We start from the raw sequence: 22,781 nt of genomic DNA, 5'->3' as shown, positions 1-22,781 counted from the left end.
GGTTTTGGACCTCGTTCTCCCATAGTATAAATATACGATTTTCAAATATATAATACCAATTAGATACAAATTGACCATCAATGTTTTCCTTGCAATAATTTAAGACATTTGGATAAAAGATATCGTACCAGATACAATATGAGTGTGATTGAGAATCTTGAAAATATTAAAAAACTCGGTATAGAAGAATTTCTAAGAAATGAAAAAATAAGATGGACATGTATCGAATGCGGCGGCACAATTTGTGTTCATAAAGGCAGTTGCTATGACTGTGGGAGAAAAACTTGAATTGAAAATTTTATCACTGGGAATTTGACAACTTTAACTATTAAATTATCGTCCACATCAATTGCTTGAACTTCCAATATTTATCATGCACTATAAGTAAACTTTTCATACCGGTGTGTAAATATAAGCTATTTAAATAAAATAAGGGGGACTAATGGAATTGGCTTCATCCAAAATTACTCCTGTTTTTTCTCTGGTAGCATTTGCAGCTATTCACAGCCTGACTGCGAGCCTGCCCTTCAAACGCCTCCTCATGCGAGGCCTGGGTTCCAGGGCAGACAGGTTGTATCTGCCTGCATATAGCCTTATTGCGGTACTGACTATATTGCCGCTCATTTATCTGCTTTATAAAAATCCGGGGCGAATTCTTTACAGAATACCTTCTCCCTGGCGCTGGCTGATGGTCAGCGGGCAGTTAATTGCTGCACTTATTGCCCCTAGAGCTTTTCGGGATGCACCTCACAGATTCAAAATAAGTTCACAGCTTTCCGCACCTCAGACTCCTGAAGCAGGTTCCCTTAATATCCGGGGCATTTACCGATGGATAAGGGATCCCTTTCTGCTCTCAGGCCTGGTATTGATATGGTTAACTCCTATTATGACTGTCAATCTGCTTATCATATACCTTTTGACTACGATATACCTATTTCTTGGGTCCCTTCACTGGGAAACAAGGCTGGTTGCACAGTTTGGTGACGAATATCATGAGTACCAAAAGCGGGTTCACAGGATAATTCCCGGATTAAGGGTAAGCATTAAACCCGGATTTTAAAGATATTTGTGAAATAGTCCTCTCAATATTGAAAAATGTATAGTGCCTAAAGTGTAATAGTCAGAAAAGACAATTAAAACTGCTGCATTTTTCGAGCTTTGATGACTTATAGATTCTACTTCACTCCTATAGTGAGAGTAGTAAATATAACCCAATATCCCTGGCAAGACAGACTATCGTATGGCAAAACAGACTATTATATGGCACGGCAGACTACTATATCTAGCAAAATACATTGGGGAAAATCACAAAAAACTATTATAGCAATGAACCCGGAAAGGTAATGAACCCGGAAAGGTTTGGACTGAATCGTCCTTTGACGAGTCAAATAACTTAATTAGGATGCTCGATAAGATGCTTGACAATAACGATTTTATGGGCTGAAAATTATTGTCCACTAAGACATTTTTTAAAATTCTTATATTTATTTCGATCTTGTCCTCTTTTGTAGCTTTTTGTGATATAAAGAATTTAAACCAAAAAAGTTATTAAGTACGCCTAATCAACAAATATAATTAACAAAACAATATAATTTTTATATTTATTCGTCAATTTTTTATTGTGATAACATGGAAAAAAAGATTATCCCAAAAAACCCAAGCAAGATAAAGCTACATTACTGATAAATGTCACCAGGTATATTACTAGTCTTTTTTTGTTTGCAGGCTTATTATGCCTGCATATTGGTGAAACTCTTGCAAGAATGTGTTCAATTATGATGGGAATTACATCTATTCCTTTAATTGCAAATGCTATAAAAAAGAAAGTCGGTGCATCAGGTTCCCTTCTTCTGACAATTTTAATTGCTATTTGCCTGTTGCGATGGGTATCACAGTAGATTGCATTTGATCTTGCAGTAAATAGCAGTGAGAATTAGTTGAAAGGCAACTCTTCGGACCCGGATTCAAGACAACAAAGTTTTCTACAATAGCTTTTAAAAAATACTCTAAAAACCTCGAATAAACTCAGGAAAGTAGTAAGATAATAGATTCATTTATTATCTTACTTCACTTCTTTCATCATTATTAATGTGAAGCTCGCATCCATTAACATGCATACTTATGCCATATACATCCGACAACAGAAGTTTCATTTTTTACTCCCTGATTTTGAGTCTTAATTTGGAGTTCCAAATTCAGAATTTAAGGGTCATCTGTCTCTATCAGCTTTTCATTTGTAATTTTGGCTTTGTCCCTAATTTTAGGGAGATATTTGAGTTTTCCTTATTCCCTACATTTCTTAGACCAGTCTCAGGACAGGACTCTCCATCTAAGTGTGTTGGGAGATATGGTGTGTGTTAGAGCAGATTCTGAAGACTGATGAGAGGTCAGGAGGTGTTTTGAGAAGCTCAGCTTCGATGCTGTGTAATGGCCATATCCATATTCATAAAATTGATAGAGTTCAGGTAAATTACAGATATTTCGTCGACCCTTGCTGAAAATAAAATTGCGTGCGTCCCTCTGGATTTAAGGGGCAGGGTACTCCTGGCTCCTGGCATTCCTAGAAAAATAAAAAAAATTTTGTAAAAACTTCTATTGTATTAACTTCTTATGACCTTTATTTTTTTGGTTATAGCAACTAAAGGCATTAATAAAGGAACTTACACTGTTTTCATGTTTTATACAAAAAAATAAAGCTTTATCAAGCTTTAAACTCGCATCTAGATTTTTATTTAATTCTCTAAAAATAAGTATACTTATATTTTAATTTACCCTGTGATTTCTGAGTAAATTTATTCTGTTGTTTTGGTTAAGGGTGTATTAACCAAACTATGGATACAAATAGGAGGAAATTATATGAAAAATAATGGAAAGTTTATGTGGAAAATAGCAATACCTGTTTTCACTATATTAATGATGTTGACTTTATTGTCTACAGCAGCCTCTGCATCAGTTTATACATACAAAACTCCCCTTGGTGCAGGAACTCCTCCGGCAACACAACGTCTAACCGGTGGAGGCAATTGCATTGATTATACTGCAGTAGCCGCTTCATGTACTGATCCGCGACTAGTACGATTCAAAGACCTGTCAAAAGGTAAAGAGACATATATCAGATGGGACTTTGGAGATGGAACCTGTCTACAAGGGACAAAAATTACCCCGGCATTAAAGAATCCGGTACACAAGTTTTCAAAAAAGGGTTGCTATATTAGCTGTCTGACTATCAAGTGTACTAATTATAAGTGGAAGTTGTGGGTTCATAAGACTGTTGTTGTTAAATAATTAAAAAAGTTGTAAGTTGACTTGGTTAAAAGTTGACTTATCACTTTTAATTTATACCCTTTGTTTTATACAGTCTTTGTAATAGTTATCCAAAGCAAATAACCTCAAAAACTCCTCATAGTTTCCAACTGGTATTTCTAATAAATGAAAAATAAAGATGTGCATGCCCGAGTGTGGTGGTACAGTCTTTTTTCATATAGGCAATTGTTACAACTGTAGGAGAAAACCTAATATTTTTAAAACATGCAAGTAAAATTTTTAAAACGTGTAAATAAATTTTTTCATTATTAGTACGGAGACACCATTTATTAAATAAAAATGACTACTTGAGGTTGTTTTGTCTGCAATTGTCCCTGTTTTATCTCAAGTAGCATTCGCAGCTATCTACAGCCTGACTTCAAGCCTGCTCTTTAAGTGCCTTTCACGAAGACCTGATTTCTTGGACAGATTAATTTCATTTTCCGGTTACACCATCGTTGCAGGGTTGACGATTTACCGTTCGACTATCGCTCTAGAAAAAACCGGGATGAATTTTCTCTACAAATTACTTTCACAGATATTTTCAGTCTGGCTCCTGCTGATGGTTCGCAGTAGTTATTGCTGCTATCACTTAGGTTAAAATAATCAATCTCATTAAAAAATTCAATATCAATTGCTATATCTATACGATTGAAATTTAATTTAAGTTAATTATATATTGCTTGCCTCTGATGTTTACATGCAATAGCATAGCGAACAAACAGTGTATGAATTCTCGTCAACTGATCATTGAATGAGAATTCGATTTTACTATTTTTTTCAATTTTGACACAGGAATTTCTGCTTAAATACTTGCGAAACCAGGTTCTTGAGTAAACCAACTAAGTAACAATTAAAAGAAAATTGATATATGAGCCTATCTCACAAGTAATATTATGTTTAAATTATAAATTTATTTTTATGTCATTTCGTGAAATCGATGATGTTCTATGGGAATCCATGGAACCTTCTCTTCCTTCACAGAAACCGCATACAGGAAGGCCACGTGCAAATATGAGGAAGTTAATGAACGGTATTTTGTACGTCGTTATGACAGGTTGTACGTGGAAAGACGTTCCCAGGAGATACGGATCTAAGTCAACAGTACATAAATTCCATCTATATCTGTGTGAACATGGTATCTATCTGAAGATTTTCAATGAACTTTTGAACAAAGGTTACGTTAGGAAAATATATCTTTCTTATTGCTTTACTGATACAAAGGATGTTCCGGCTAAAAAAGAGGAAATATCGGCTACGATGGCCACAAAAAAATAAAAGGAATAAAAATAAGCGTTTTAGTAGATCTACAAGGTCTAAATCTCTCGATTATTATTGTTCCTACAAATAAGAATGATTCAACACTTTATATACCTACACTTAAAAATTTCAACCTAAAGAGATTCGAAGATATTACTCCAAACACTATCAACGAGTTTTATACGGAGCCATACTTCTGGGTAACAACTTATTTGCAACTTATTTAATACTGTAATTATATTTATCTTCCTCAAATGAGTATAATCGAGTAAAATTCACAGCTTTTAATTATCATTAGGGAGAATTCTTTCCCATGACAGAGACTATGTATCTTCTTTTTCCTATTGTTTATGCGCTTATTAATGCAGCTTCTTATGCCCTTTATGGAATTGATAAATTCAAGGCAAGAAAGGATAAATGGAGAATTTCAGAACAGGGCCTGTTAATCGTTTCTCTCTTAGGGCCAATCGGTGCGCTCCTCGGAATGCAGCAGTTCAGGCACAAGACCCAGAAGCCGATCTTCAAACTTCTAGTGCCTGCATTTGCAGGAATTCACATCCTGTTAGTGCTCTGGATCAATCTCTAAGCCGAAGGAACTCAGTTTTAGGCTCAACCAGTTACAAGAACGATCTAAACGAGTACAGGAGAGAATAAAACAGGCATTTGAAGAAGAGAAAGTAAGCCTTAGAGAAAGTAAGCCTTAGAGAAAGTAAGCTTTAAAATTCATGTACAGACTAACATTATTTTTATTTTTTATAAAACGCATTTTATAGTCTCTCTATAAATTGTCATAGTCGCCATTATGGAACATCCACCTGAACAGCCTGGTTATGAAGCGTATCGTATGACTTAAGAATCATCACCGGTAACCTGCAGTTAATGTATAGTTTGTAGAAGAATCTTAGAAAACCTGAAAACAAAATTAAATTTGAGATTTGGTTTCTCTGGAAACTTTCAGAGAAACTCGAAGCTTGAAGGAGCCATCGGGAATTGATTCGAGAATACATCTATTTGAATTTTGGAGACGCATTTTGCCCTTTGGAGACACATTTATTTGGATGATATATCCTCCGCCTCTTTAGCTCCGGCCTCAAGTTCCTCTTTGTGTTGAGGGTCAAACTGAAGTAACAGGGCCTGAAACTCTCCGATATGCGTTTTTTCCTCTTTTGCCACATCCATAAGTACAGCTTTTATATTCTCATTTTTTGTTAAGTTTGCCATCTGTTCATAAAGGTTTACGGCATCAAGCTCGGCAACGATTGCAGCTCTGAGGATTTCTTTATCAATGTCTCCTTCGGATACATTTTTAATATCTACAGGTATCTTGGATAACAAATTACTCCTCCTGATTATATATATGTGGATATAAAAATAAATACGTATACTAGATTACGTTTACTAGATTACGTTTACTAGATTACGTTTACTAGATTACGTTTACTAGATTACGTTTACCAGATTACGTTTACTAGTACTGCGATTCCGAAGTAGGTTCATAAAACTTAACTTTTGAATAGATCCGAAGATCACTGATCTTTCTAGGGAAATAAAGAATTGATTTTGGAATCGAAGCACTAGATTACGTTTACCAGATTACGCTTACCATATCAATGAACTAGATTAATTGTAAGATCAACTGTAGCTGATCCTGTAAATCGCATTATTCTTGTCATCGGAAACAAGCAGGGCTCCGTCAGGCATTACAAGAACATCCACAGGTCTTCCCCAGGCTGCAAGTCCCTGAAGCCAGCCGTCAGCAAAAGGCTCATAACTTACAGGTTTTCCATTTTCCAACCTGACAAGAGAGACCCGATATCCGATTGGGATTTTTCGGTTCCAGGAGCCGTGTTCGGCAATAAAGATCTGGTTTCTGTACTCTTCAGGAAACATTGTACCGTTGTAAAAAGTCATTCCAAGAGCAGCCACATGAGGGCCCAGTTTCATTTCTGGATGTGTGGATTCCGAGCAGTTCCTGAGTTTCCCGAATTCAGGGTCCGGAATATCTCCTCCGTGGCAATAAGGAAAACCAAAATGCATTCCCTGCACAGGCGCCCTGTTAAGTTCATCCGGAGGTACATCATCTCCAAGCCAGTCCCTTCCGTTGTCAGTAAACCATAATTCTTCGGTCCTGGGATTCCAGTCAAACCCGACAGTGTTCCTGACACCCTTTGCAAAAATCTCAAGCTGGCTTCCGTCGGGTTCCATTCTCATGATTGTTCCGTACCTTTCGTCTTCTCCTTCCTTATTACAGATATTGCACGGCATTCCGACAGGTACATACAGCTTTCCGTCAGGTCCGAATTTTATGTATTTCCAGCCGTGAGCACGGTCGGATGGGAAATTATCATTCACCACAACAGGTTCAGGCGGATTTTCAAGCCGTGCTTCGATGTCATCATAGCGGATCACCCTGGAAACCTCAGCAACATATAGAGAGCCATTCCTGAACGCTACCCCGTTTGGCATATCCAGTCCCTCAGCAAGTACAAGTACCTTGTCGGCTTTACTGTCGTTGTTTAGGTCAAGAACAGCATAAACTTTTCCGGCATCCCGGCTTCCGACAAAAAGCGTGCCGTTCGGGCTAAGGGCCATTGACCTCGCACCCTCGACATTCTCAGTATAATAATCAATTGAAAAACCGGGTGGAAGCTTGATACAGTCAATTCCGGTCCCGTTTTCTCCGCAACCATTAACCGGTATGGTTCTGAGAGCCGCATAAGCTACAAAAATAAGTGCAATGACTGCAAAAAAACCAAGTATTACTTTTGTTCCCTTCATTTCCCCACCATATTGCTTAAAATAGATTAACGCATCAGAGGCCTCCAGTTTCATTAGATAAGATAATTATCTTTTTTCTTTGAACAGGTTGCCTCATAAATCTCTATTCTAAAACTTTCCTTAAGTTTCCCCAATTTAAAACTGGAAAGTACAGTGTTGAAGTGATTTTCTTAGTTATATACTCCTTAATTATATAGTCTCCAGCTTTATTAAAATATCTCTGGACCAATAAGGAAATACTTATATCGTTTTTTGCCGTACTGTGTAAAATATATCAAAATTTTCCCATGTTTTAAACTAAATTTAAGGACTTGAATGTAAAAATTATACAATCGCAGATTTTCAAAAAATTAGCTTTGAAGTTTTTGAAATAAGATAAGAAAAGTGGTAATGATGAATAGCGTGAAAATAAAGAAAATGATCAAGTCAATGCTCCTGTTCATTTTCATAGATCTGGCTGTTTTTGCTTCAGGCTGCACGGAAAAAAACCTGACTGCCGAAGATATTGCAACCCAGATGCTGGAGAAACAGGACAGCATTCAGGATTATTCGTATACAATGCACTCTACTTACTATACCGGGGAAAAGACAATAGAAACCGAATTTAAAACCATATACAAGAAACCTCATATGATTAAGAACTTTATACAGGAACCCGGAAAGGAGGAAGAGACGCTTGTACTTTCAGATGGAGAGTTCCGGTGGACCTATACTCCCGGTACAAATACAGTAACGAAAACAAAGCTTCCCAAAACTCCTGAAATAACTAAAAGTGACTATATGACTCTCATAGGAATTAGCCTTAATGATAGTAATGTCTCTTTACTGGGAGTTGAGGAAATTAACAACAGGGAAACTTACCTGCTGAAAGCAAGTCCTAAAGAAACAGTAGAAAGCGCTGCACAATACTACGCGAAAGTCTGGGTAGATAAAGAAACATGGATTCCTCTTAAGTACGAGATGTATGACAATAGTGGAAACCGAACAGCAAAAACCGAAATATGGGATCTTAAAGTTAACTCAGGGATTCCTGACTCAGAATTTGTTTTCAATATTCCTGAAGGTGCCGAAATAAAAACAACGAGTTAAAACAACTGGATAAAACAACAGGTTAAAAAATTGGATAAAACAACAGGTTAAAAAATTGGATAAAACAACAGGTTAAAAAATTGGATAAAACAATATAGGTTAAAACAATATAGGTTAAAACAATATAGGTTAAAACAATATAGGTTAAAACAATATAGATTAATACTTTCACCCGACTTCCTTAATCCATTTTTATATGTTTTTCTATATCTGAGGATAATGCCTTCTTCCAGTTCGAAGATAAATGATCCTCAAAGGCGAATTACCTTCCACGCGGATATGGATAGTTTCTTTGCGTCAATTGAGGTAAGGGAGAGGTCAGAACTAAAAGGATTGCCTGTAATTGTGGGCTCTGACCCGAAAGGAGGCTCAGGAAGGGGAGTTGTGAGTACCTGCTCTTACGAGGCACGGAAATACGGAATTCATTCCGCAATGCCAATATCACAGGCTTACAGGCTTTGTCCGGATGCAGTTTTTTTGCCTGTAAACATGAAGCTATATGCGAGCGTTTCGACAGAAATTATGGAACTTTTAAAGGGATTTGCAGACAGGTTCCAGCAGGTCAGCGTGGATGAAGCCTATCTTGTGCCAGGTCCCGAGATAAAGAGTTTTGAAGAGGCTGCCCTTTACGCCCTCAGGATCAAGGATGAAGTAAAGAAGCAAGAAGGAATTACCTGTTCAGTCGGAGTCGGGCCGAATAAGTTAATCGCAAAAATTGCGTCTGGATTCCAAAAGCCTGACGGTCTTACTGTTGTCAGGCCCGAAGATGTAAAGGAATTTCTTTTTCCGCTACCGGTCTCAAAAATTCCCGGAATTGGAGAAAAGACAGCTGATACATTGAAATCAATGGGCTTAAACAGGGTAAAAGACCTTGCAACCTGTGATGTACAGCTGCTTTCTGAAAAATTCGGTAAAATGGGACTCCGCATGAAGCAACTGGCAAACGGCCTTGATTTTGGAGAGGTTAGGGAAAAGGAAAGTGTAAAATCAATCAGCAGGCATGGAACCTTTACTGAAGATACCAGTGACCCTGTAAAAATCGCCGGATCTCTGGATCTTCTTGCAGAAAGTGTGCACAGTTCCCTTCTTAAAAACAGGTTCCTTTTCAAAACAGTAACCCTTACCGTGCGTTTTGAAGATTTTTCTACCTATACACGCTCAAAGACCATCCCAATCTGGACTTCGGACATCTTTGTAATCAAAAGGACAGCCATGCAGCTTCTCTCCGAATTTATAGGGAATCGAAAGTTCAGGTTAGTAGGCATAGGAGTTACCAAACTCCGCGAAAAGGACGAAAAGCAAACCCTGATTACTGATTTTACATAATTTTCTGTTCCAAGCCTTTTCAAAAAACTGCTTGCCCGCAAGCCTTTTCAAAAAAGGCTTGAGCGAAAACGGACTGCCAAATACAAAATGTCATAGGCCGTCATACTTATATTTTTATAATAGAAAAAACCAATTAGGTTTGATGAAAAAAGCTGTAAAGATGGCTCTGGCCCTTCTCATAATTGTTGTCCTGACTGTGCTTATAGCTTATGCTACACTTCCTTATTTAAATTATATTTTTGGGGCTCTGATCCTCTTTGTTATATTTCGACCTCTTTATCATTTTCTCATAAGAAAACTAAGGCTTCAGAAGCAATTTGCAGCCGTACTTGTAATAATAATTTCTATTTTTGTTGTACTGATACCTTTCTACTTTCTTTTGAACACAATTGTCAACGAAATCGAACAACTTCTAGTTAATCAGGCGTCCATTCTCGCATCTATTGAGGCTGGAGGCCACTTTTTAACCAATTCTCTCTCAAGTCTGAATATTCCTATAGATGTGTTCCAGACCAAAATAGAAGAGAAAGCAATGGAATTTGCTTCACGGGCCGTTAACTACACAAGCCTGTTCATTGTGGGGTCAATCCAGAGCCTGAGTCAGCAGTCTATTGGGCTATTGATAATGTACTTCATGCTCTATTACCTCTTTACCGGAGAAGATTCGGATTTTATGCGCCAGGTCTCTGTTGCAGTCCCTTTCAATGAAGAAAATACAGCAACTCTCCTGGATGAATTCCGAAAAATTGTTCGGACTACTCTTATTGCCAGCGGGGCAGTTGCTCTTGTCCAGGGTGGAGTTCTGACAATTTTTTTTTTTTTTTTAAATTTTCAGGGAGCTTTCCTCTGGGGCTTCATTGCAGCAATCTTATCCTTTTTGCCTGTTGTCGGAGCACCTTTAGTATGGGTTCCTGCAACTATTGTCCAGTTTTTTCAGGAAGACTATACTGCAGCAATCGCTATACTTGCAGCTGGGATCTTTATAAGTGTTATTGACAACTTCCTCAGGCCCATTATCCAGAAAAAAGTCGGAGAAATCCATCCATTTCTGTCCCTGCTTGGAGTTGTTATAGGAATATCCCTTTTCGGGCTATTAGGAATCGTTATAGGCCCCCTTCTGCTCTCCTACTTTGTTCTGACCGTACAGATGTTTTCCAGAGAATACCTTTCTGGAATGGAGTAAATTGTGCAGATAGAAATACTTGGGTGTGAGTCTTTTGGGGCAAGATCACTTGCCTGCTTTGTAAAGACAGATGAAAGAACAATTCTGATTGATCCGGGAGTAGCGCTTGCACGCTTTCGCTCAGGCCTGCTTCCCCACCCAATAGAGGTTGCTGCAGCTTTCAGGATAAAAGAAAAAGTTCTTTCTGCGTTTGGACAGGCTACAGATGTTGTTATCAGCCATTTTCACGGGGATCATATGCCAATGAGAGCTGAAGATCCATATCAGCTCCCGATGGAAGCCCTTCCTTCGCTTGACGAAATAAGCTTCTGGTGTAAAGGCCCGGAAAAAATCTCAGGCCTTTCTTTAAAGCGAAGACGTGAACTCTCGAATTTTCTGGGTTTTCCTCTCCCTGCTTCGGAAGGCAGGAAGTCTGACAATCTGGAGTTTTCTTCTCCTGTCCCTCACGGGACCAGAGATAAAGGCTTCGGGACTGTAATGATGACCCGGATCTGTGAGGGAGATGAGATTTTTGTCCATAGTTCTGACATTCAGCTTCTGGACAGGGAAACTGTCCTTAAAATACTTGCCTGGGAACCCACGATTGTTTTTGCCTCAGGCCCTCCTCTTTATCTTTCACACCACGTCCCTGAGGCAGGAAAAGAGGCCTTGGAAAATGCTCTCTTTCTGGCCAGAAACGTGGATACCCTGATTCTGGACCACCATTTGCTCAGATCCTTTGAAGGATATGGCTGGTTAAAAGAACTGGCCGGAAAGGTCGAAACCCGGGTGCTATGTGCTGCGGAATTTATGGGAAAAAAACCTGAACTTCTTGAGGCTCAGAGGAAAATCCTTTATGAAAAAACGCCCGTACCTTCAGGCTGGCACGAAGCCTATGCAAATGGTAAAGCAGGTTTTGGGGAGTTTCTCTGACAAGGTAACTGGAAGGAAAACAGTATAATCGATTTTTTCGGATAAATAGGCTTTATCGAATAGGTGGGCTTATAGTTCAGCTTTTGAATTTGTATTTAGTATTGTTGGAACGCACTGGTATAATTGTTATATGATTGTTAAGAGCGCACTGGCATAATTTTTATATAATTGTTATATAATTGTTAATATTATACCTGGGTGTAATTGTCTATATTCTTAATTTGTTTGGAGCGCTGTTCATAATAATCGTATAGTTCTTTTCCCCAGGCCCGAGCTCCTGGATCAAAGCAGATTACATACTTTCGGTCAAAGACCGTACTTTTTGGGAAAAGAGCCATTGCCATGAAATTATCAGCTGCTGCGACAGCAGGTATCCTCTCACAGTCCATGCAGACAAAAAGCTTAGCATTTTCTTTTTTAAGGTATTGTTCGGTCTGTTCCCTATAATCTTCAACCCATCTTTTCAGGATAGGCTCAGGGATTACCAGCGATATTGGGATTCCTTTTTCGGCAATTTCCAGGAAAAAAGAGGGGAAAAGAGGATGGAAATATGAAATTGCAGTCCTCAGCTCTTTTGCCATCCTGACGTTTTTAACGTATTCAGGAACTAGTTCAAACATATAGTCTATCTGAGGTTCAATTATAGTGCAGTGCCCAAGCTCACTAATTTTTTGCAGGAGACAATGAGGTATCTCATTCACTTCCCGTTCTGCCCAGTAACTCGTATTTTCCTCGAGAACGGCGAGCGTATCTACAAGAGGCTTCATCTTCTCAACAATAACTCTGCCTATATCACTTAGTTTATAGAGGTTTTTTTCCTGGACTATCAGGTGCTGTTCTTTGAGCTTTTTTACCTGGGGCTGGACTGCTGTTGCACTTGCTTTAAGGGCTTTTTTTAATGTTTCTATATCCTTTGGCCCTTCAAGCAGAAGAAGCAGCACATTCTTTCTTTTGTCAGAGAGAAGGATTAGATCGAGTAGATTGTTTTCCATATTATGCACCTTAACCGGCTGCCTGCAGGCTTGTAAGCATATCTAAGTTTCATAAATTCAAAGAAAATTTGGAATAAAGAAAGCCTCACACTAAAAACTGAAGTATACTAATGTTTTCTATGAAACTTGAAAATTGATCGTTAATATATTTTTCTCTTCAATTTATAAATGTCACTCATTTTTATTAATTTCTTTCATTCGGTAAATGCCTTTTTCCTGAAAAAACCTCAACTCAGAAACTCAATTTCAAAATGCATATTTGTTTAACGAATTGTACTATACATCATTGTACATCGTTCTCTAATACTCTCACCAACTCTCACCAGATATCCTTCGCATTCGGAAATACACTGCTTATTTTTTAGGGGGAAGTCTTCTGGATTAGTAAGTTAGCTGAGCCTAAACAATTATTAACCGCCTAAAACGGAGCTTCGGAAAGACCAGAGCTTTGTCGCTTCCCGAGTTTCGTTTCGGGAGCACGAAGCCCTTTTCGCTTCGCTCAAGAGGGCTGAACTATGGACAAGATAAGTTGTGTTCTCAACTCGCCGCTGAGCTTCGCTCAAGAGGACTGTTTTCGGGAAAGTTTTAAAAACTGTATTTTTATTTTTAGGCAGCAACCTGCTTTAGATTAATGAATTAACTGAACCAGAGCAGCGTCATTAGCCATCCTAAACGGAGCTTGTCACGCTCGAAGCAGGAGAGCGGCCTTTCAAAAGAAAAAGTTGAAATAATAGTTTTAGTGCTTTTGTTTTTTAAGAAAATAGAATCTAGTGACTCTTGTATGCAAAAACCTATTATTATTGCTTTTTTGCTTCTTCGACCTAGTTAGAGTGTTCTATTTTCTATAAATAGATCTTCAGTGTTCATTTTTCAAAAACTAAAAAATTTATGTATTCTGCGCCTAAAAAGCCTTTTATTTTTGTTTTTTGTTTCTTCTGCCTGGCCCGAACTTCTCTCGGTGAAAGACAGGTTTTAGACAATGAATACGATTTTTCATGGCTTATTACCACATTATTTTTGTTTTTAGCCCCCTGCACTTTTGGATCGGTGAATTAACTGTATTGAAGCAGCGTCATTAGCCATATTAAACCGAATTTGCCACGCTCGACGCAGGAGAGCGGCTTTACAGAAAAGAAGTCAAAAAATAGCTTTATTGTGTTTATTTTTTAAAAAAGGAGAATTTCCTGACTCTTGTACGTGAAAAAACTTTCATTAATGCTTTTTACTTCTTCGGACTGGCCTGAGAGTTCTATTTTCTGCAAATAAATGTCCAATATTCATAGTTTTTTAACAACTAAAAAACACACTGTTTTCTGTATATAAAAAGCCTTTTATTTTTGTTTTTTGCTTCTTCTGCCTGGCCCGAGCTGCGCTCAGTGAAAGACAGATTTTAGACGGTGAATATGGCTTTTCGGTTATTTTTACTACATTATTTTTATTTTTATCCGGCTGTTCGTTTTAGATTCGTGAATTAGCTGAGCCAAAGCAACGTCAGTAGCCGTCTTAAACCGAATTTGTCACGCTCGACGCAGGAGAGCGGCCTTTCAAAAAAAGAAGTTGAAATAATAGCGTCTTTGTGTTTGTTTTTAAGACAGAGAGATTTACCGACTCCTGTATGTAAAAAACTTTTTATTTTTGTTTTTGCTTCTTCGGTCTGGTTCGAGCATTCTATTATGTGTAAATATATACAGTGTCCACAGTTTTAAAAACTATAAAATCTACTGTATTCTGTATTTTAAAAGCCTTTTATTTTTGTTTTTTGCTTCTTCTGCCTGGCCCGAGCTGCGCTCGGTGAAAGACAGGTTTTAGACGATGAATATGGTTTTTCGGGGATTTTTATCACAGTATTTTTATTTTTGGGGCCGAAAACTCTCTCCAGAACCTCTTTCTGTAAGGCTGAAAAACTGAAAACAAAATTTAATTTATTTCAGTTTAATAGCTGCCACCTGTAGCGGGATAGGCTTCTCCAATTCCGGTTTTTTAGTGACTGCACCTTCTAACAAACCTTTAACAACAGCTTCCATAAGTTTCTCGCTATCTTCCGGTTATTTTCTTAGTTTTGATTCGAGTTCATTGAACAAATCCATAAGTTGCTTGACTGTTTCAACGATGCGTTTTTTAAAGTAAGTGCAAGTACTTACTTTATGAACTATACATAAAGAACCGAGTTAGAAACTATAGAGCGTTTTTACACATATCTTCATTTTCCAAAACTTTATTCCCTGTACTTTTGTTTTCAAGAATATCATCCTCTAAACTTTTGTTTTCCGGAATTCCATATCCATTACTTTCGTTTTTTGGAATCCCCGTCTCAATATTTTGATTTTCCACATTTTGGTTTTCCACATTTTGATTTTCCAGAGTTCCATTCCCTGTGCTTTCATTCCTTGCAGCGTCATTTCCAGCACCTGCACTACTGCCAGCAACTTCATTGCCAACTTCACTGCTGTTATTGGTTTCTTTAACCAGATCCTTTGGTTTATGAGAACTGTTTTGGGTCCTCTCAACCGGATTAACTGAAAACCGGTTAGATGAGCCATTACCAGGAAAGCTGGATACTGGCAATTGCATTTTTGACGTATTTTCATTCCTCAAATCCTGTGTTTGAGAGTTTATATCTTCCCGAATTTCTAACTGGACTCGGAAAGGAGGAAAATCCGTACCATTGTTTTTTGAGATATTAAACGAAAGAAATACTGGCTCCAAACCTGCTTTTGATAGGATCAGGAGCCCTGCCATCAGAAACAGGAAAAAACAACAGGCATACCCTGCAATTTTTTCTTTTGCCAGATTTTGTTCTTTTTCGAAGACGTTTCCTGAATTTTTGAAGACGCACTGCCAACTGGGTGATCCGAATTAAAGTGGTTACAATTAGAAATATTCTCGTACTCTTTTAGGCCTTCCTCTTGAATTCGCTCTGTAATTTCGTTCTTTTCTTCCGGATTTTCCTTTTTATTATGGACTGAAGAAATTCGGATTTCTCCGCATTCAAACATAAAATCAGGGTCAAATTCCCCAGGGCCAACCGAGATGTCAGTTTTCGAGGGATAAAGGGAAAGGGCAAGGCTGAAGTCAGGAAAAAGGACGGATTTTAAATTAAATATCAAACCAGCTAGCAGAAAAAGCCCGCTTGAAAGTTCCGGAATCAAGATTGAGACCCCCTCTCTTGAGAGAACTTTTCTCTCCAGAAAGTCAGGAAAGTTTCCTGCACTTTTTGAGTTTTTTGGGCTTTCTGAGTTTTTCGGGCTTTCTGAGTTTTTTAGGCTTTTTGAACCCTTTGTATTTTTTGGGTTTTTTGAGCTCTTTGGGTTTTTTGGAATAGATAGGTCGAAAATATCTCCCTCTTTCCACAACCCAATTACCTGATACCTGATTGACTGCAGTCCTTCGGTTCGACTTTTTGCATCCGCATAAAATTTATTAATCCAGCCTGGAGCCTCGGTGACAGCTTCTTTGGGAAAGCATTCTATAAATACGACTCTTTCTTCTCTTCCTTTCCGGATTTTTACAAGGAGGCTGCACCCGAGAAGAAGCTCGTGTCCCCGGAATTCTGCGTAAAGTGCACTTCTTTTAATGTCAAGTTGTTTTGCAAGTTCGGAGTATTCCCAGGTTTCTTTAAACCTTTCACTACCTTGCAGCAGCCTCCCGCTTGAGTTGTAAACTGCAAATTCGGAACACGAATCCTCAAATTCAGAAGCCGAATTTTGCAACTTCACTCACTCTCCAGGGAAAAATCTGGGTAATTCCCTGCTGTTCTTCAGGCAAACCCTTTGAAACTTGAGGAGGAAGGGTTGCATCAACACTCACAGTATGGAAGTAAATAGGGACTTTTTTTGCAAGGTTCCGGATTTCCCTGAACGTGGGAATCCTTTCAAGGAGGCTGTAAATCTCGGCCTCAATCTCCCTGGCTCTTTCGGAGTTGTCAGGAATTTCGGAAAGATCTTTCAACTTATCCGTTTTAGTCAGTACAAGAGCATAGGATTTTTCAGACCCTAAACGGTCCATAAGCCTGAAATAATGCCCGAAAAGAGCTGTTAATTCTTTTCGGCCTTCCCCGTGATAATCTAGGATGTAATCCCCGTCTACCAGGAAAATAACCTTTCCTGCAGTCTTCATTTTTTTGTAGATGCAGGCCAGAACCAGGTTATGAAACTGGTCTCCGACTTCCTTTGAGTACTTATTTTTCAGCAGTTCAAGAAAACTTAGAGTCCCGATCTGCCTGTGGAGGGCTTCTACACTGAAGCCGGACAGCTGCTTTTCATTCCCGGATAGTTTTTCACTCAGGCTGCGGAGAGCTCCAGCATATTTTTTCGGTTCCAGGTCTTCGGTGTACTCCCCACTATAATCGATAAAAGTAAACCCTACAGGAACCAAGCCGTTCTTTTTTCCGCTAAGTTCATACATTGCCAGGTCTGCGCGGCTGGTACTTTTCGGACTAACCCCTCCTTCAAGTTCGGCAAGCATGGATTCGATTCTCAGTTTTTCTTCGCTTGCCCTGGAGAGTTTTCCCTGTACGTCGTAAGAAAGGACAATTTCCCTGTGGGTCCCCTCGTAAAAGTCCACAAAATGGCTGTATAAGGCAAGCAGCAAAAGGGTTTTGCCTGATCTCGAAGGTCCGTAGACAAAGACCTCAGAGGCCTGAATTCCCCGAATAAAAGTTGTTGACATTAAAAGGAAAAAAACCGCCAGAAAAGCTATTCCGAGATTCTTCAGTTCTTCGGACCCTATTTCAAAGGCCTGCCGTACTTCTTCGATTGAAAACGGGTACACGAATTCGAAAAACCTGAGAAGAAGGTAACAACTGAGAACAAAAAAGAAAAATCGGGACCCTGATCTGGCATACCTGGCAAGAGAACTGAACTGGTTTCTGGAAAGGACCTGCAAGTCGAAAAGTCCTCCTACAAGAAAACCCAGAGCAAGACCATTTGTGCTTAAGAAATCCTGCTGCGAAAGAAGATGGAGCACAGGCAAAAACCCTGCAAACAAAAAAAGGCTTCCTCTTCTTGACTGCTCGTGAAGAGCCAGCCCAAAAGCATTTGCAATCAGGAAGGCAGGAAGAAAACTCAGCCAGAAAATTTCAGGCCCTGAAATACTCGGAACTTCAATCCTTCCTCCGAAAGTTATGAACAGAAGGGATAAAAGCAGGATAAATCCTGCAGCAGGCAGTTCAGAGAGTAATTTCCAGTTTCCTTGAATCCTCATGCTTCAATGCCTCTCTTATGCTTTTTTCCTCGTATAGCCTGTTAATCCTTTCTTCAACGTTTCCTCCTCTCTTTTCCAGGTTTGCCAGTTCTCCGGCATCTCTTAGATCCAGAAGTGATTTTCGAGTAATATATTTTCCTTCCTGGAGTTTCAGCACATGGTGAAGTACGTTATCCTTATTGTTTTCATACACTTCCCAGAAACCGCCTCCTGCGGTCAGAGGAGAGATATTGTCAAGAAAACCGGACGCAGAGAAAAAAGTGAGAGCGATATCCCAGGGTCCTGTATGGTTGTGGGTTGCAAGTTTGGCATCGTTGATGTTCTTTAAAGCAAGGGTTCCGTTTATTTCGTCTTTTATTGCATCAGCTATGCGCTCGCTCGTAAGCTGGCTTGAGATGTAGGACGACCTTGAGGAAACAACAAGAGCTGCTTTCCCAAAATTCCAGCGTTCAGTCGCGTTGATTGGAATCATCAGGTTATGGACACCGAGCTTATAGCTTTCAATCAGGTTCTTGTATGTGACCAGAATTTCTTCAATGAGTTTATCAAGTTCATGTTTTCCACTGTCATCCCAATCAAGGTCAGTCATGTCGGAACTTGCATCGATCAGGGAGAGAATCTTCGGGTTTATATCTCCAAACTTGGTCATGTAGAGGCTGATTGAAGTTTTTCCTCCAAGCCCGTGGAGGTTATTCATCCTGGTAACTTCCTCATAAAATTGTCCGTAATACTTATTCAGGTCCCTGCGGTTTGCAAGGGTTTCTTCGGTCAGGGTTTCGACTTTTTCAATCAGAGATAAAAGGACATTTTTCTCTTGAAGGTTTTTTCCAAGCTCCAGGAGTTCTGCTTCGACCCGGCCAAATTTTCCGGAATAGTCTTCCTTTTGAAGGGTCTTTTCGGTCAGAATTTCCCTAAAAACACCTCTCAGTTTTGGTCGATCTCTGGATTTGAAACCCTGTTCGATTTCCTCAAGCTCAAAATCCTGAAGATCCATCCCGGTAAACAGGGACTTGAGCACTTTACTCTTAAGTTCCTCGGACTTTCTGTTCAGGCGTTCGCTCAAAAAGCACTCCGGAACCGAGAGTTCGAAGGGGCTGCTTATCTGGATATATTCCTTTCCCGTACTCTTGATATATTCCTCTTTGTTTCGTTTCTTTGCTTCATAGTTCCTGAGTGACTTTGTCTTGTTTCCTTTTATTGCGACGAGAACCTTTTCCCTTATTCCGGCAGTTTCGAACCTGGTGATTTTGTAGTCATAGAAATAGTAGAGTGCAATCGCTTCAAGGAGACTTCCAAGCTCAGTTAAATTCAGGTCAAGCTCCCTGGAAAGTGTCTCAAGCTCTCTTTGAAGGTCAGGAACTCCGGCCATAAGAAGCCAGCTGTCCTTATCTCCGCTTTTTATATTTCCTTCTTTGAGATTACCAAGAAAAACATCAATTTTTGTTTTCAGGTCATATTCATGTGCCTGAAGCACCTTTAGTTTCTCTTTCTGGCTGAAATACTCTTCAAGCTCCAGATCGTTGTCGTTTAAGGCTTTGTCAACGGTTTTTCCAACCTGACTATGAAATTCGTTAAGTAAATTTCGCTCACTCTGTTTTCTCTGGAGTTCGGCTTCTACTTCCAGGGTCTCTTCTTTTAGGCTTTTAGCTTTTGCATTCAACCTATCCATAAAGGAAACAAGGTCTTGTTTTCCTTTCAGGACATTTATAAGTACGGACCCGACAGTTTCTTCTTCAATCCCTGCAGTCCGTTTAAAAAGCCTTGCGGTTTCTTCTAAGCTCGAGAGGGCTTCAGGAATCAATCTAAAGAGCACTTTGTCATTTTCATCTTTTAGCTCTTCTTCCTTAACACTGAGAGTAAAGGTTTTTATCTTGGAAAGGAAGCTCAGCATATCTTCGTAGTTGTTTATTTTTTCGAGACTGGTTTCAGCCGAAATGTTATTCTGTATGAAGAACTCAACCGCACCTGAGCTCTGGTAGTTGAGAAGTTTTTCAATTTCGTTCTTCCAGACCTTTTCGATGTTTCCGTACTCTTTTTTGAGATATTCGGAGTCCGACCGCGTAGGAGGCACTTCCCTGAACAGGTTCTGGCTGTCAAGCAGGGCTTTCACGCTCCTATTAATCTCTTTTCGTGTTGCAGTAATTGCTGAAAGTTCCATGATAACTTCTTCATACTGCTTTTTCAGGGTCTTCAGTTCGTCAACAGGATATTCGATAACGTGTGCATCTGCAAAAACAAACGAGGAGTAAAGGCGTTTTGAGTCGCTCAGGTTGATATCTCCTTTTTTAATGTGGAAGAAGTTCGTCAGAATATGAGGGAACATGGAATCGAATTCATGCACTTCCACCTTCGCTTCTTCTCCTTTTTTATATCCTGTAGGCCCAAGCGAGGTCAGGATTACGTGGTTGAAAAGCCTCTCATTCATGTTCAGGTATTCAAGTTCGGTGAGGGCTATTGCAGCATTTAGCTGTTCTTTTTCCCCTTCTTTTGTGGTAGGGATTACCGCAAAGAGCCAGATCTGGCTGCTCTCTCCTTTAAGCGCCCTTATATACCTGGCAAGGTCAATAAACATCCCTGATCCTGTGCCTCCTCCAAGCCCAACAATAATAGCTGTGGTTCCTGTACTGGGAAATGTAGGAAAGCCACTTGCCTGCCCCTGGCTCAGAACCTTGTAGAAAATAGCTTTTGAAATGGCTCTTCTTCGATGTACGCCTCCGCCAAAGTCATCGATTAAAAAAGGGTCAATAGTTCTCAGTTCCTCAAAACTGAGCCCAAAATCTCCTGCATCATTCATCCACCAGGTTTTGACAAGAGGTTCAGACTTACGATCTTTTATCTTTTCTGCAATTTCCTGGCTTGCCAGGTCCGAAACCTGGGTTATGTTCGCCAGGGAAGGCAGGTAATAGTATTTATATTCGATATTTCCTCCTGCTCCCATTTCCTGAATTCTGGACTTAATCTGTCTTCTGTACCATTCATCATCAGCTCTTTCGTTTGCATCCGTATCCATTGTATAAATTCTGAGCCTCTTTCCTGGCACAAGGTAGTTTCCGAGTATCCAGTCATGTCTGCAGATCTCTTCACACAGACGTTTTCCACAGCCTCCAAGTCCTACAATCGTCAGGTCCATAGGAAGCTGCAGTGAAACATTTCCCCCCCTGTTCATTATTCTTCCTCCGAATTTTTAAGTTTTACTCCGATTACAAAGCCAATCAGTGCAGCTATCAGGAACCCAAGAGCATATTTCCATTTGAGGCTTGACTCTTCGGCTTTTTTCTGGAGCAAATAGTCTGCTAGTACGTTTGATTCGTTGTGTAGCCCAAGGTCAAAGAAGGTCTGCAGCTTCATACCCAGAACCGGATCGGAAAATCCATTCAGTTTTTCCTTAAACTGTTGACCTTCCTCTTCGGAAGCAAGACTCTCGGTTTTCTTTCCAATCAAATAGTCTGCAAGTTTGTTTGCCTCAGTAACAAGCCCGCGGTCAAACATGTCCTGAAGGTATACGCTTAAAAAAGGGTCTTCAATTTGTGCTGCCTTCTTTTCGAAGGAATTGATGTCAGTAACTTCGATCGTGAATGTGCTCGTATCGCTTCCCTGAATGGTATTTCCTTTTTCATCGGCAGGCTTGATCCTGTAATAGGCATACCCTGTCCGCTTAGAATCATATTTCACCAGGGTAAGTTTCTCATACTGCTGGACCTCAGTTATACCTGGTACCTGGCCGTTTAGCTGAACAACAATTTTTTTCATGTTGTCCTTGACTGGAAGCTCAAAGTGGCTATCATTGCTTTGAAGGTTCAGTTCCGTAAAATTGTAGATTGGTTTGTCGTCATATTTCTCCAGATCCGTATCGAAGTACAGATAATCCGCAGCACTGGGAATGCCGCTTATCGTCAAAACGCAACTTATCACCTGCTTTTCTTTAACTTCAGCCGGATGGTCTCCTTCTACGTGAACTTCAACTGCTGATGCAGATCCTGCAAGTAATGAGAAAAATAAACATAGTAAACATAGCGTAAGCGCGCAGGCTTCGTGGCCTTTTCTCATACCTTATACCCCCTGTAAAAATTAGAATAATAAGTTCTACTAACCCCACATAATCTCTGCATATGTCAATAAATACTTATTTTTTGAATATTTTTGCAATGAAATGATAATTAAATTCCATATATTTCATTAAATATTAAAAGTTGTCAATTTATTAAAGCGTAGTTTTCGTCCCACTCCAAATACCAACCGGGATTTCGATTGTGAAATTTCGATTGTGAAAAGCAGTTATTTTCCTATTGCGAGAAACAATTTTTTCTATTGCGAAAAAAAGTTCTTTAAATCTTGTTCCTCAGGAAAAGTAAGTTTTAAAATGAGTGGCTTGAAATGAGTGAACCAGTGTCTCACTCATCTAGTCCCGTACACATAAAGACAAAAAACGTACATGAAATTCTTCGAATAACATGCACAAATCAATGAAAGTACTCTACGCCCTCTTTTTTGACTATTAAGCCCTTATTACCTTGGGCAGTAAGGTTGTCCTTATTTTGGTTTCTCAAAACCGTCAGAAAACTAATCAGTGAATTGCCATCGAAGGCTCAAATGTGACTTTGATCACGGATGCTAAATTGGCCTTTTAGGCAATTCGACTGCCCAAATAAATTGGGTGATGTTATATGATTGAAGTCATAAACAAAGCTTGTGGTCTAGACATTCACAAAATCTTTTTCATTGCTACAATTCTCAGT

At 39.3% G+C, this 22,781-nt stretch carries 17 protein-coding genes; 9 read left to right on the top strand and 8 right to left on the bottom strand.

Features of this window, described 5'->3' with window-relative positions; genetic code table 11:
• Positions 1-442: 442 nt before the first annotated feature.
• The 5 genes from ASJ81_RS18765 (at position 443) to ASJ81_RS18745 (ending at position 5,149) form a co-directional block, all read left to right on the top strand.
• Complete coding sequence (locus ASJ81_RS18765) at positions 443-1,060, top strand: methyltransferase family protein (RefSeq protein WP_095645686.1); 618 nt, start codon at positions 443-445, stop codon at positions 1,058-1,060.
• Between the two features lie 1,796 nt (positions 1,061-2,856).
• Positions 2,857-3,285, top strand: coding sequence for a PKD domain-containing protein (locus tag ASJ81_RS18755; RefSeq protein ID WP_095645684.1), 429 nt, complete (start codon positions 2,857-2,859; stop codon positions 3,283-3,285).
• Positions 3,286-4,224: 939 nt separating this feature from the next.
• Positions 4,225-4,581 (top strand): transposase, encoded by a 357-nt coding sequence (locus ASJ81_RS18750; protein ID WP_095645683.1) that lies wholly within the window; start codon positions 4,225-4,227, stop codon positions 4,579-4,581.
• Positions 4,554-4,790 carry a transposase gene (locus tag ASJ81_RS24715; RefSeq protein WP_141241809.1) on the top strand — a complete coding sequence of 79 codons (237 nt, stop codon included), beginning with the start codon at positions 4,554-4,556 and terminating at the stop codon, positions 4,788-4,790. Before ASJ81_RS18750 ends, ASJ81_RS24715 begins: the two co-directional genes overlap by 28 nt.
• A gap of 86 nt (positions 4,791-4,876) precedes the next feature.
• Complete coding sequence (locus ASJ81_RS18745; protein ID WP_095645682.1) at positions 4,877-5,149, top strand: DUF1294 domain-containing protein; 273 nt, start codon at positions 4,877-4,879, stop codon at positions 5,147-5,149.
• A gap of 464 nt (positions 5,150-5,613) precedes the next feature.
• Here ASJ81_RS18745 and ASJ81_RS18740 read toward each other — a convergent pair whose 3' ends face one another.
• Complete coding sequence (locus ASJ81_RS18740; RefSeq protein ID WP_095645681.1) at positions 5,614-5,898, bottom strand: ferritin family protein; 285 nt, start codon at positions 5,896-5,898, stop codon at positions 5,614-5,616.
• A 297-nt stretch (positions 5,899-6,195) separates the two neighbouring features.
• The gene (locus tag ASJ81_RS18735; protein ID WP_095645688.1) at positions 6,196-7,341 is read right to left on the bottom strand and encodes a PQQ-dependent sugar dehydrogenase; all 1,146 of its coding nucleotides are present in this window, start codon (positions 7,339-7,341) and stop codon (positions 6,196-6,198) included.
• Positions 7,342-7,743: 402 nt separating this feature from the next.
• Here ASJ81_RS18735 and ASJ81_RS18730 point away from each other — a divergent pair, with 402 nt between their 5' ends.
• The 4 genes from ASJ81_RS18730 to ASJ81_RS18715 all read left to right on the top strand — a co-directional run bounded on the left by ASJ81_RS18730 (position 7,744) and on the right by ASJ81_RS18715 (position 11,851).
• Positions 7,744-8,430: a LolA family protein gene (locus ASJ81_RS18730; RefSeq protein WP_245860312.1), complete on the top strand. Its 687-nt coding sequence runs from the start codon at positions 7,744-7,746 to the stop codon at positions 8,428-8,430.
• A gap of 219 nt (positions 8,431-8,649) precedes the next feature.
• A complete protein-coding gene (gene dinB / locus ASJ81_RS18725; RefSeq protein ID WP_170943402.1) occupies positions 8,650-9,756 on the top strand; it encodes a DNA polymerase IV in 1,107 nt (368 codons plus the stop codon).
• A 142-nt stretch (positions 9,757-9,898) separates the two neighbouring features.
• Positions 9,899-10,939, top strand: coding sequence for an AI-2E family transporter (locus ASJ81_RS18720; protein WP_095645679.1), 1,041 nt, complete (start codon positions 9,899-9,901; stop codon positions 10,937-10,939).
• 3 nt (positions 10,940-10,942) lie between these two features.
• Positions 10,943-11,851 (top strand): MBL fold metallo-hydrolase, encoded by a 909-nt coding sequence (locus tag ASJ81_RS18715; protein ID WP_095645678.1) that lies wholly within the window; start codon positions 10,943-10,945, stop codon positions 11,849-11,851.
• A gap of 188 nt (positions 11,852-12,039) precedes the next feature.
• Here ASJ81_RS18715 and ASJ81_RS18710 read toward each other — a convergent pair whose 3' ends face one another.
• From ASJ81_RS18710 to ASJ81_RS18685, 6 genes are all read right to left on the bottom strand, one after another.
• The gene (locus tag ASJ81_RS18710; RefSeq protein ID WP_095645677.1) at positions 12,040-12,843 is read right to left on the bottom strand and encodes a helix-turn-helix transcriptional regulator; all 804 of its coding nucleotides are present in this window, start codon (positions 12,841-12,843) and stop codon (positions 12,040-12,042) included.
• 2,175 nt (positions 12,844-15,018) lie between these two features.
• Positions 15,019-15,549, bottom strand: coding sequence for a hypothetical protein (locus ASJ81_RS18705; protein WP_170943401.1), 531 nt, complete (start codon positions 15,547-15,549; stop codon positions 15,019-15,021).
• A 32-nt stretch (positions 15,550-15,581) separates the two neighbouring features.
• Positions 15,582-16,559 (bottom strand): hypothetical protein, encoded by a 978-nt coding sequence (locus tag ASJ81_RS18700; protein ID WP_141241808.1) that lies wholly within the window; start codon positions 16,557-16,559, stop codon positions 15,582-15,584.
• Positions 16,534-18,045, bottom strand: a complete 1,512-nt coding sequence (locus tag ASJ81_RS18695) for a hypothetical protein (RefSeq protein WP_095645674.1) — start codon at positions 18,043-18,045, stop codon at positions 16,534-16,536. Before ASJ81_RS18695 ends, ASJ81_RS18700 begins: the two co-directional genes overlap by 26 nt.
• Positions 18,011-21,211, bottom strand: coding sequence for a tubulin-like doman-containing protein (locus tag ASJ81_RS18690; protein ID WP_095645673.1), 3,201 nt, complete (start codon positions 21,209-21,211; stop codon positions 18,011-18,013). Before ASJ81_RS18690 ends, ASJ81_RS18695 begins: the two co-directional genes overlap by 35 nt.
• Complete coding sequence (locus ASJ81_RS18685; RefSeq protein ID WP_095645672.1) at positions 21,211-22,092, bottom strand: hypothetical protein; 882 nt, start codon at positions 22,090-22,092, stop codon at positions 21,211-21,213. The genes ASJ81_RS18690 and ASJ81_RS18685 overlap by 1 nt, the downstream gene beginning before the upstream one ends.
• Positions 22,093-22,781: the final 689 nt, after the last annotated feature.

The sequence above is a fragment of the Methanosarcina spelaei genome (assembly GCF_002287235.1).
GTDB classification, from domain to species: Archaea; Halobacteriota; Methanosarcinia; order Methanosarcinales; family Methanosarcinaceae; genus Methanosarcina; species Methanosarcina spelaei.
Note: the sequence above shows the minus strand (reverse complement) of the source record. Positions and strands in the feature narration are given on the sequence as shown.